8 protein-coding genes are annotated in these 12,042 nt (G+C 59.6%); 6 read left to right on the top strand and 2 right to left on the bottom strand.

From position 1 onward, the window contains the following. Window positions 1-71 precede the first annotated feature (71 nt). The gene (gene hisS, locus PCK14_RS17730) at window positions 72-1,418 is read right to left on the bottom strand and encodes a histidine--tRNA ligase (protein WP_269939846.1); all 1,347 of its coding nucleotides are present in this window, start codon (window positions 1,416-1,418) and stop codon (window positions 72-74) included. A gap of 281 nt (window positions 1,419-1,699) precedes the next feature. Here hisS and PCK14_RS17725 point away from each other — a divergent pair, with 281 nt between their 5' ends. From PCK14_RS17725 to PCK14_RS17700, 6 genes are all read left to right on the top strand, one after another. Next, window positions 1,700-2,461, top strand: coding sequence for a peptidylprolyl isomerase (locus PCK14_RS17725; protein WP_269939847.1), 762 nt, complete (start codon window positions 1,700-1,702; stop codon window positions 2,459-2,461). 115 nt (window positions 2,462-2,576) lie between these two features. Continuing rightward, window positions 2,577-4,142 (top strand): DUF349 domain-containing protein, encoded by a 1,566-nt coding sequence (locus PCK14_RS17720; RefSeq protein ID WP_269939845.1) that lies wholly within the window; start codon window positions 2,577-2,579, stop codon window positions 4,140-4,142. Between the two features lie 95 nt (window positions 4,143-4,237). Next, window positions 4,238-4,843 (top strand): hypothetical protein, encoded by a 606-nt coding sequence (locus PCK14_RS17715; protein ID WP_269939844.1) that lies wholly within the window; start codon window positions 4,238-4,240, stop codon window positions 4,841-4,843. Window positions 4,844-5,793: 950 nt separating this feature from the next. Beyond that, complete coding sequence (locus PCK14_RS17710) at window positions 5,794-6,138, top strand: hypothetical protein (RefSeq protein ID WP_269939843.1); 345 nt, start codon at window positions 5,794-5,796, stop codon at window positions 6,136-6,138. A gap of 179 nt (window positions 6,139-6,317) precedes the next feature. Then, window positions 6,318-7,601, top strand: coding sequence for a HEPN domain-containing protein (locus PCK14_RS17705; RefSeq protein WP_269939842.1), 1,284 nt, complete (start codon window positions 6,318-6,320; stop codon window positions 7,599-7,601). A 1,099-nt stretch (window positions 7,602-8,700) separates the two neighbouring features. Then, window positions 8,701-10,473 carry a hypothetical protein gene (locus tag PCK14_RS17700; protein ID WP_269939841.1) on the top strand — a complete coding sequence of 591 codons (1,773 nt, stop codon included), beginning with the start codon at window positions 8,701-8,703 and terminating at the stop codon, window positions 10,471-10,473. 706 nt (window positions 10,474-11,179) lie between these two features. Here the strand turns inward: PCK14_RS17700 and PCK14_RS17695 are convergent. After that, on the bottom strand, window positions 11,180-11,788 hold the full coding sequence (locus tag PCK14_RS17695) for an IS3 family transposase (RefSeq protein ID WP_269939840.1): 609 nt from the start codon (window positions 11,786-11,788) through the stop codon (window positions 11,180-11,182). Between the last annotated feature and the right edge of the window lie 254 nt (window positions 11,789-12,042).

Here is a 12,042-nt window from a genome sequence, read left to right as displayed (position 1 = left end):
TCCCGGTGGTCGAGCCTGTCGAGACCCTGCACACGGGTCTCGACAGGCTCGACCACCGAATTCCGGCTCGGCTACGCGAGGACGATTTGCGGGGCCAGGTCCTCGGCCGGGGGCATCCAGGCTGCGGGGTCTGCCGCGAGCTGCTCGCCGGAGCGGATGTCCTTGACCTGGTGGGCGCCGTCGTCGTCGGTGAACCAGACGTAGGGGATGCCGCGCTTGTCCGCGTACTTGATCTGCTTGCCGAACTTGTCTGCCTTGGCGGCGACCTCGGTGGCGATGCCACGGGCACGCAGCGCCGCGGCAACGTCCTGCGCGTCGGACCAGGAATCCTCGTCGGTCAGCGTGACAAGCACGGCGGTGGGGACGCTGCGGGAGGCCTTGGCGAATTCCTGGCTGAGGATGCGTGCCACGAGGCGGGTGACGCCGATGGAGAGGCCGACGCCGGGGAACTTGCGGTTGCCCTTGGAGGCCAGGGCGTCGTAGCGGCCGCCGGAGCAGATGGAGCCCAGCTGTTCGTGGCCCACCAGGACGGTCTCATAGACGGTGCCCGTGTAGTAATCCAGGCCGCGGGCAATGGAGAGGTCGGCCACCACGGAACCGGGTGCGCTCTTCACGGCGGCGGCAATGACCTGTTCGAGTTCGTTCAGGCCTTCTTCCATGAGCTCGTCGTTGACGCCCAGGGCGCGCACCTGCTCAACAAAGGAGGTGTCCTCGGTGCGGATGGAAGCCAGGGCCAGGGCCTTGGCTGCCTGCTCGTCGGTGGCGCCGAGCTCGGTCCTGAGCAGTTCCGCAACCTTCTCGGCACCAATCTTTTCCAGCTTGTCGATGCTGCGAAGCACACCGGCTGTGTCCGTCAGGCCGATGCCGCGGTAGAAACCCTCGGCAAGCTTGCGGTTGTTGATGCGCAGCTTGAAGGCGGGGATGGGCAGTGCGGAGAGTGCCTCGGCAATCACCAGCGCAAGTTCCACGTCGTAGCGGAACGGCAGCACGCCGTCGGCCACCACGTCGATGTCGGCCTGGGTGAACTCGCGGGCGCGACCCTCCTGGGGACGCTCGCCGCGCCACACCTTCTGGATCTGGTAGCGGCGGAACGGGAAGGAGAGGTAGCCGGCGTTCTCCACCACGTAGCGGGCAAAGGGCACCGTCAGGTCGAAGTGGAGGGCCAGGGCGTTGGGGTCGTCCTTGGCAGCGGCGGCCGCATTGCCGTCGTCGTCCTGCAGGCGGGAGAGTCCGTAGACCTCCTTGTCAATCTCGCCCTTGCGCAGGAGCTGGCCCACGGTTTCCACGGCGCGGGTCTCGATGGAGCTGAACCCGTGCAGTTCAAAGGTGCGGCGCAGGGTGTCCAGGACATGCTGCTCCACCAGCCGCTCCTCGGGAAGCCACTCGGGAAAACCTGACAAGGAGGCGTTGCGTGCCATGGGTGATGCTCTCCTAACATTCGCCGCAGCCTGGCGTTGTCCACGGCTGCGGCGGGCGGGTGTTCGTAATGGTGCGCGGATCGCCCTGTCACGCTCGCGAATCTGCGCGGGTTCCATGGGTAAGCTAGCACCGGCTGCCATTTTATAAGGATTGGCGGCCCAACCCCCAACCCACCCCGTGGCGCGAAGTTGCGCCGGGGCAAAACACCGCTCGATTCGAAGGAGAGGCACCGTTGGTCAACAACAAGTCCAGCCGCGAGGCGAAGGCTCGCGTCGCACGCATGGAAGCCAACCAGGCCATGCACCAGGAGCAGATCCAGCGGCGCAAGCGCGACAACCTCATTGCCTTCATCGCCATGGGCGTGGCCCTGGCAGTGGCCATCGTGCTGGCCTTGACGGCCTTCGCGCCCAAGGACACCACGGCCGCCGGCGATTCTCCCGAGGCCACGGCCTCCGCCTCCGCCGAGGCGACCGCCACCGCTGCGCCCACCGCTTCCGCCCCGGCCCAGACCAACAGCCCCACGGTGCCCAAGGCGGACACCGCCGCAGGCAAGACCTTCACGGGCACCCTGACCCTCAACGGAAACGCCCTCGGCGTGGAGCTTGACGGCACCAAGGCGCCCCAGGCTGCGGCCGTGTTCAAGTCGCTGGCCGACACCGGCTTCATGGACGGCAAGACCTGCCACCGCCTGACCAACTCCCCCGACTTCGGCCTGATTCAGTGCGGCTCGCTCAAGGGCGACGGCGCGGGCGATCCCACGTACCAGTGGGGCCCGGTGGAAAACACCCCGGCCGATGGTCTCTACCCGGCCGGCACCATCGCCGTGGCACGCGGCAACTCCACTTACTCGAACGGCACGCAGTTCTTCATCACCTATGAGGACACCAAGCTGCCGCAGGACACCGGCGGCTACACGATCGTCGGAAAGGTCACCAGCGGCCTGGACGCAGTGACGGCAATTGCCGCCGGCGGCATCGAGGGCGGGGCCACCGACGGTGCGCCCACCACCAAGGTGACGATAGACTCGTTCAAGCTCAACTGAATTTGACCGGCCATCCCGGCGCGGAAATCTGCGCCCGGGAACCAGCTTCCCGCGACCCTGGCCAGGTCCACCAGCACCAAATGCCAGCCTCCATCGACGCGAAAGACTTTTAGCGGTGACACACAGTCAAGAATCCGACGAAACACTTGCCCCTGCCATTGAAGCGGAACTGCCTGCACAGGAAGGCTCACCCGTAGTGGAAAGCCCCGCAGCAGCCGAAGACGCCCCGGCACAGGCGGAAGCCCCCGCCGAGGAAGGAACGACGGCGGCTGCCGAAGCTCCGGCCGAAGCCCCCGTCCCTGCCCCCGCACCCGCGGCTGCCCCGGGGGCCCCGTCCCCCGCAGCTTTTGCGGCACGCCCCAAGGGCCCCGCTGCCCCCGCCCCGTCCGCGGCAGCCCCGGCTCCCGCCCCGGCAGCGGCAGCGGTGAACCTGGTCGAGGCCGCGAAGTTCGGCCGCGCCGAGGAGGACGGACACGTCTTCCTGCTGCTGGACGGCGAGGAATTCCCCGTGGGCCAGTACCCCGGCGCCAGCAAGGACGAGGCCCTGGCCTACTTTGCCCGCAAGTTCGAGGACATCGTGGCCCAGGTGGCACTCCTGGAGGCCCGCGTCGAGGCAAAGGCCCCGACCACGGACATGAACAAGACCGTGACGCACCTGCGCGAGCAGCTGGCCGAGCGCAACTCCGTGGGCGACATCAACGCCGCCCTGGCCCGCCTGGTCGCCCTCGAAGAGGGCATCAAGGCACTGACCGCAGCCGAGCGTTCCGCACACGACGCCGCCCGCGCCGTCGAACTTGCCGCGCGTGAGGCCATCGTTGCCGAGGCCGAGGCAATTTCCGCAGCCGACCCCACCACGGTTCAGTGGAAGGTCAGCAGCGCGCGCATGAACGAGTTGTTCGAGGCCTGGAAGCTGGCACAGAAGTCGGGCATGCGCCTAGGCCGCGCCACGGAGGAAGGCCTGTGGAAGCGCTTCCGCAGCGCCCGCACCGTGTTTGACCGCCACCGCCGCGCGTACTTCTCGCAGCTGGACAACAACAACTCCGCCGCAAAGTCCGCCAAGGAGGCCCTGATTGAGGCCGCCGAGGAACTGGCCACCTCCACCGAGTGGGGCTGGGCAGCCGGCGAGTACCGCCGCCTCATGGACCAGTGGAAGGCGTCCCCGCGCGCCAGCCGCAAGGACGACGACGCGCTCTGGGCCCGCTTCCGCGGCGCCCAGGACAAGTTCTTCGCCGCCCGCCAGTCCGCCAACAACGCCCTCGATGAGGAATTTGGCGCGAACCTGGTGGTCAAGGAGGCACTCGTTGCCGAGGCCGAGGCCCTGCTGCCCATCAAGGACCTCAACGCCACGAAGAAGGCGCTGCAGAACATCCGCGACCGCTGGGAGGAAGCCGGCAAGGTTCCGCGCAACGACATGCAGCGCATCGAGGCCGGCCTGCGCAAGGTTGAGGACGCTGTCCGCGCCGCCGACGAGGACAACTGGCGCCGCAGCGACCCCGAGGCCAAGGCACGCACCAGCAGCGCCCTGAGCCAGCTGGAAGCCACCATCGCAGGCCTGAAGGAAGACCTCGAGAAGGCCCAGAAGGCCGGCGACGCCCGCAAGGTCACCAAGGCTGAGGAAGCCCTGGCAGCCCGCGAGCTGTGGCTCGAGCAGATCCAGAAGGCCGCAGCCGACTTCTCCTAGTCGCCGCAGTCAAGTCCACTAGGCCCCCGGCCGGGTTGTCCACAATCCGGCACGGGGGCCTTTTGCGTCCCCGGGCAAGGGTGCAGTCTGGGTGCATGACCACGCCCGCCGCCCGCGGTGCCCCTGGTGGCGCCGCGGATCCGCCCACCCTGCTGGTTCCAGGTGCGCAATTTTCCCTGCCGGAGTTGCATGCAATGAAGCTCGACGGCGTGCTCGCGCAGGTGTACGGCGAGGCCTTCCGTCCCGTGGATGTGCCCGAATCTGCTTCTTTGCGCGCGGCGGCCCTGGCGCAGCACATTCCGGCCAACCTGCTGCGCAGGGCAGCGGTGGCGCAGCTTTCGGCAGCATGGGTGTACGGCTGCGCTCCCCCGCCCCGCCCCATCGCCCTACTTCTGCCACCGGGAGGCAAGAGCGCCCAGCTGCCGCTCCTCAGCGGCTGCACGCTGGGGCAAGTGCTGCTGGAAGAGTCGGACGTCGTTGAATTGGCCGGGCTGCGCCTGACTATTCCGCTGCGCACGGCACTGGATGTTGCCAGGACTGCCCCTGCCGCCGTGGCACTTTCTGTCCTGGCGAACATGGCTGGGCAGTCTGGGCTGGGCTGTGCCCTGGACCGGGTCCGGGACGGGCTGCTGGCCGCGGAACACGTGCCAGGGCGGAGGCGCGGTCTCGAGTTGCTGGAGGAGATGATGCGGGGGCCATGACGGGTCCGGGTATGGCGCCTCAACGAATGGGTGAAACACCGGGATTGGTCGAGTTGCCGGTTCGTCCACGATCCAGGGCTACCGTGGACCCCTTATGTCCGTCAGACGAGAGCCAGTCAGAGGGTCCCGACAACCTCGATTATTCGTGCAGACTCCCCTTGTAAGATTCGAACCGATGACCCCCGCTTGCTGATCAGGGATCGATACAAACCTGCCAATAGGCCGCTCTAGCTTGTTACTGCATGGCGTGATTGCAACAATGCAGGATACTAAATAGCCGACATTGTGTGTTCAAAAGTATGAGTTTTGTATGACGTGGTGGGAACTCCCGCCTGACTGGTGCATGGCCTCAAGCAAAGCCAAAAAGCCACTACAGCTAGTGTTCTCATTCTACTCTCGATTCGTCCCGAGTTGCCCGTGCAATCTACAGCAGTAACGGGCTCATAAACGCGAACCGCCCGCGTGCCAACCAAACACGCAAGCCACTATTCTCACGGATCCATTCCTCAAGACCAGCGTCCATGTCTCCGGCCAACACTGACAACGTCTCGTGCACGTCGGTCACCAAGATCCGGCCTATGTGCCCATCAAAGTTCCTTACTACTGGGCAGGAGCCCGACACACAATCCTTGCCAATATCAATCTGATACTTTCGCAGCTAGCTAGCGGGCAGAGGAACAAGAATGTCAGTGGCCTCCCGTAGGCTCTCGATTAGCCGCCTCAATCGAGACGGCAACAACCAAGGAGCACCAAAATGCCGTCGGCTCCCACACTCACGTGCCCTCACTGCCGCCACACTTTCGTCGGAGTCAAGGTGACTCAGCTCGGACTAATCCGCTGCGGTAAGCGCGGCAAGACAATCCGAATCTAGTTCGGGTCTGCCCCGGCTTTGCTTGACACCGTGTCTCTCCGGAACTCACCAACAAAGCACAGCTGGAGCAGGAATATACATGGATAGCATCTACGCAATGCTGGCGCCAGTAGTACTAGTTTTGTCCGGCGTTTTCCATCTCTGGGCCTGGCACATCAGGCAAAAGGGATTCTTCCACGATCAAGAAGAAATACGCTCTCAAATCCTTGAGTACCGTAGGCAGCAAAAAATACATTGGTGGAAGCCGATTGCTTACGCCCGTTCAAACAACCTGGCAATCGTCCTTACCCCAAGTACACGGGCTGAAACCAAGGCACTCCAAAATTACGCCTTGCAGTCCAAAGCCATGAGTTGGGAGGCATCCGGGTGGTCCACTCTAATTATCGGCACAGTAATCATCGCTATCCTAGCTATCACCAGCTAAACGAATCACACTGTTGCGGCCATGAAACTGCCGACTCGTGCGAGCAGAACAGCCCATGTCCGGGGTTACAGTGGTCAAGACACTACCCGTTTCTGACACTGAAAGCCCCGATGAGAATGGATGAACAAAGACACGTATTGCTGGGAGTGCCAGGTCAAGAGCCAACTACACCTGCACTATTGGATGAAAAAGATGATCACTACGTTCTGCGCCCAGAAAAGTGGGTAGAAGAACCGCAGCAAGTGAAAATAAACAGGCAAGGCGACACCGTCGTATCAATGGACATGGGGAATCGGCTCGGTGTCGTTGCTGATTTTCAACCGCGTGTACTTTGGGGAGTTGAGGACAACCGGCCATTCACCATTCTTGACGCCCGCATGACAGTTGAGCTGGGCCTCAACCTCGGCTGGCCTCCGCAGGTCTACCAAGCGAACTACGTCCTATGGGATGCACATATCGATGGATTCGCTAGCCCCGCAGAGGCCATACGAATCGCCGTGCCCATACGCTGGGCGGGGTGGACCAACCAGGAGAGCATTGTCACGGAGCACGGATACCTAAGCGCTTGGTCGAATGGAAATCTGCCGGGACTAGTCTGGGAACCGACGCAATCGAGTTCCGCAAACGAACTTATTCAACGGTTCCCATCGATCGTGACCACACTCTTCCAACTCTGGACAGAAGTGAAGACATCTGCTTGCTCGATAGAGATTCGCATCAAGAACGTGGGATGGTGCCAGCTCAAGTCGACTAGCGCTCCCACCGCAACATTGACACAACCACTTCTTCAGCTGGACAAATTGACATTGGCAGTTGTCAGTAAATGGCTATCGATGGCGCAAATCCTTGGCCCCGTGCCGTTCATGGCCGTTCAGGGTGGCGCTCCGCTACAGTCTGACGCACAAATGCTTGCTACGGCATTGGAGGGACTGCACCGCCGTTTAAATCCAGACGCCAAGCGATTCCAGCAAAAAGTATCAAAGACACTTTTGGACCGAGCACGACGGGAAGCCAGTAGGGCAGCTGTGGGGGTATTGAGTGGTGTCGTCAATGAATCTGCCGCAAAAAAAGCATATGACGAAGCTCTCGGGCATATTGAAGAGCCATCATACGCTGCTCGAATCTCTGGGTTACTGCCACCTGTGGAGAGAGTCGCTCCTGGTCTGTTGGGACCTTCCCAATCGGAATGGATCCAGGATATGAAAGTCCTCAGAAATGTCCAAAGCCATGGATTGAAGACCCATGATGCCTTCGGCGACACTGAAGTCAGCCAATATTACGTGATGGCCGCCTCCGGACGTTGGGTACTGAAAATCTTACTGCTGCTTGAGCTCGTCGAAGAAGAACAATTGGAGCTGGCTCTTCGAGGCTCAGAACGGTTCATGTATTCACTCGCAAACATCGATAGGGAGAACTACTGGGAAGATTTCTCCACCTACAGAAGATTCTTAGAAGGTTCCTGAATACGAAAGCGCTGAGCATCTCGCTCCAAACGTTTAAAAAGTGAATAATTTCGGGTGCCAGGACCCGCCACCCGTCAGACAATTCTCAAGTTGCAGCTAGCGTCTGTTCAACGGAGGATATGCGCGTTTATTGTCATGACGGCGCAAGAGCCACTGAAACCGCTAGTCCTTACCAGTCGGACAGACAGAACGGCGATGGGACTATGGGACCAGGCTCGTACAAAGGCATAGTTAAGGGCTGGTTAACTCAGCTGGTACTGGTCATCAGCCTGGGGCGGATCGATTCGAGCGTCAATCCAAATTGCCGTCTCTGGTCAGTTTAGAGTTGCAGCTAACATTCGAGGACTACCAGTAAATAGGCCAGTCTCACATTGGGGCGGTACCGGGCTGATGGCCTATTACCATCACCGCTGTCTCACACCGGCCGTACGATTCATGCTTCCAGTCGCAAGAAAGCAACCCATATGTCCTGAGGACCGCGACCAAAACCCATCTGCCAACTGAGCCGCCAAATCTTCCACGTCGGTCGTTGACCAGCAGCGACAAATGCGTCCGTCAGATAACTTTTTGTCAGATAGTCGACCTGCTGGCCGACAGACGCGTTGGAGGGAGCTACATGGACAGGTCAGCGGGTAGGATGCTTTGTGTGAAATGAAGCCAAAATATACGACTGAAGAATCAAGCCTAGGGGCACATCCGCTCATCAACAATTGCTTGGGTTGCAGACCGAAAGTGTGAACTTAGGTCGCATTCCCTTTGAATACCACCGAATACCCACTAGGCGTTATTGGATAAAACTCGGAAAGGCATCGACCGAAATGATTTACGCAACACAAGATCTGGATACCGAGGCATGAAACATGCGTGGCCATGGATGCGTGACCGAATCGTCCGGGCCAGCTTGGGCGCTCATTCGCCGTCTTTCAATTCTGCCTCTGTGCACCACATACTCACGGCGTCCCTGCGAGGTGAGTCGGATCTTAACCGTTGGGTCCGTGCCCTATTAAATTCCGATCTCGCAGTTTCGGCCGCCTGGCCATCTGAAACGGCGGTTCGTGTCTCCTACCGGCATCGGAAACAGGCACGTCTAATTAAAAAGATGCGTTCTAGCATCGCGATGATGGAAGACGCTTCAGAGTCAGACTCATGGAAAGATGCGTTTGCATTCTCGCGGCGGTATCCACGCTTTGGGATTCCTTATCTCAGAGCCAAGTGGCTGTCCACAAAGGCGGCGCCACGCGTGAAGGAGTTGGCAGAAAACAATTCCTTCACCAGCTTCGCGAAGCTGTTCCTCTTTCACCCTCTGTTCACCATTCGACATGTTCTCCCCAAGATCCAAATCTCTCGTGGGGGTACCGAACAGCATGAGCAGGAGAAGCCCGATACTTCACGGGATGCTGGACCACAGATTTCGATGACTGAAGTGGGGTCTGTTTCTGATGATGCCGACCCATTGCAGTCGATCGCTGAGGCAGAGAATATCTATTTGGGCCGTCAAGTTGTGTCAGCAGCGACACGCCGGATTGATGCGAATCTGTTCAGCGGACCCGATCGAGATAACGATGGTTTCGTGCGCCTCATGTTGAGGGAGAGCTACCACGATTTCGTTCTTCCAGGGTCAGATGAGAGGCATCATGTTGTGTTTGAGCCGAGACTGCTGCTGCACGAGACTGGAGTGGCCCAGATCGATTTGGTGTTGAGCGCTGAAACGTCGCTGGATGTGCGTCAGGTTCTGGCAATGATGTGGGGGCCAGAGCCTATCTTCGTGCGTTCAGAGGTGTCGGTGCCACTCATTCGTGGAACCTTGTGGGAGTCGACGGCAGACTTCTCTGAGGGTCTCGTTGATGCCGGCCAGCGTCTTGGATTTATTGAACATTCAGAGCCAGTTTCGATGCAGGACCTTCTGCACCTGCACCTTTTCGCGGTGTTGAAGATAATCAAGAGATCCTATAAGTACTGGAGTTCATATCCCGTCGCAATAGTAGGACCTAACCCTTGTTGTGGCCCGGAAGATTGGCAACAAACACATCAAGAAGATCTTATTCGGCTTACAATCAGAAGTTCCCACGATAGTGAGCTAGCTAAACACGTAACACCCCCAGCGGATCTCTCGCTTAGCCGTAACCATTCACTATTCGCTCGTCTTGGCTCAGCAATATACCTCCAATGGAGTGGCTCTCCACCCAAAGGAATCACGGAACTGGATACCGCGCTCGTACTGGAGTATTCCCAACTTTTGTATGTCCGTCTTCAATCCCTAGAAGAAGATGTTTCCCGCATTGTGTCGGGCGAGAGGAGGTTGCGGGCACGGTATAGAGCGGCAGCACGGCTTTTCTCGGAACTGCGGCAGCGTGACTTGAGATCAGGCGAGGCACGAGACATTGTCCGTAACGTATTGGATGAATTTGGGGCGTCAGAAACCCGTAAGACGATTGAAACAGCGTTGAGCCTCTCGGCTTCGTCGTACTCAGCGCGTAGCGCCGAACGCGCAGCGGGCCGGGCTTGGTGGATCACGTTGACAGCAACTCTAATTGGGCTTGTGGTTGCCTTGCCGCAAATCGGACTTCTTCTAGCTTCCGTCCCTGCACGCGAACCAAGCGAGTCATGGCCTCTCATTCCACTCAGGTGGTTGGCCGGGCAAGGGTTCTGGGGCTCCTGGATCACACTAGCCAGCGTTGTAACTCCCTTGATCACTATCTGGGTCCTGGGGAGGTTCTGGCGGTGGAGGATTAGACGACTGCCTTCCTTTCGTCGCGGATACAAATGGCCAACTGAATTTACCTTTTCTGATGATGAATTCTCTCCTGCCGCGGTCAATCAACGCAGTATAGAACTGGCAATAGATATATCTGGTGAACTGGATCGTCGATAAAACAAGTGCTTCATATCTGGCATAGCTTCTGGTAGTAGCGCACGTCTGGGTGGTTGATGTGTAACTCATGTGCCTAGGCGTCCCAGAAGAGAGGAGAGCAGGTGTCTACGAAGTGGCTAGGTTACGCACCAACAACGCCGAGGTGCGCTGCCAACTGGGGCTGTGCGCCAACGTTTGTGGAGCAGGCCCATGGATAGATCTACGAGGATGTTGTTGTTCACGGCAAGCTCGTCGAGCCCTGCTACACCGGTTCGATCCGCACCACCCGGTGCGAGGGAAGCTCAAGAATTCACACCGAAACAGCCGCCAGTACATTGGCGCTGATCGGTGGCCCCTCCCGCCTCGGAGCTTCAGTTCTGCCAAGGCGCCTGTTGATAGCAATCATTCGTGGTCTCGGGCGGAAGCCGAGTCAAACTGCCCAATACTGGTTTCTGTCATCCCGCTTGATCGTCCCGGTCACTTGCCAAGGGCACGCTTCGCGCCCTCAGTGCGCAACCATTCCGTGAGACGGATCTTTTGGTAACAAGCTCACGCAGATCGTCGCCTGTGACAGCGAAAATCGCACCCAGATCGCTTTGTGGGACTTTAAGGCGCTCGAGTGCTGTATGAACCGTCCCGGGAATCATGCCGCCGTTTTGTGGGCGGCGTCGTCGGGTAACGAGCCGATTTGTAAATCATAGTAGGACTGCTCGTATTCCTCTGGTGTTTAGTGCTCCAGAGCGGAGTGCAGGCGGTCGTTGTTATACCAGTGCACCCATTCGAAGACGATCTCGATGACGTCACTTTCGGTCTTCAACGCCCCGGTCCGGAAGGGTGAATCTTTAGCGACGGCCTCGTTCTTGAACAACCCCATCACGGTCTCTGCCGCGGCGTTATCGTACGCGTCGCCCACGGATCCGATGGAAGGTTGCAGGCCTTCCAACGCCAGGGTGTCGGTGTATCGGATGGACGTGTACTGGCTTCCCGCATCGCTGTGATGAATGAGGCCTTCGGGGACGGGCCGGCCGGTGTACTGGCGACGCCATAGCGCCATGCGCAAGCAGTGCTCGACTAGGGCGGTGTCCTTGATCGTGGAGGTCTCCCACCCCACGATCGCCCGTGAATACAGGTCGATGACCAGGGCCACGTAGACAAAACCCGCATAGACCGGCACGTAGGTAAAATCTGTCACCCAGACCTGGTTCGCCGCCGACGCGGTGAAGTCCCGGTTGAGCAGGTCACCGGCGCGGCGGCCGTCCTTGCCAGGCTGCCAACGCCGAGCTTCGGAGCCACAACTTTGCAAGCAGCATTCACCGTTGGGTAGTCCGGCATTCACTCCAACACCATGCGCACCGCACGGTCACGGACTTCAGAAGGAAAATTCTTGGGCATACTCACTATCTTTCTCAAAAAAGACAGCGGCATCAAACCCGGGACGGTTCAGTCGCCCAATTTAATGCGTTTGTCGGTGACGGTCGAAAAGTGAGCCATTGTGACGGTTGAAAGTTGAGCCACCTAGTCTGAACGATTGGATGGGTGATCACAGTGGAAGATTGGGCGCTGATTCGGCGATTGCATTTGGCTGAGGGC

It is taken from the genome of Arthrobacter sp. HY1533, assembly GCF_027568515.1.
In the GTDB taxonomy this organism is placed as follows: Bacteria; Actinomycetota; Actinomycetes; order Actinomycetales; family Micrococcaceae; genus Specibacter.
Note: the sequence above shows the minus strand (reverse complement) of the source record. Positions and strands in the feature narration are given on the sequence as shown.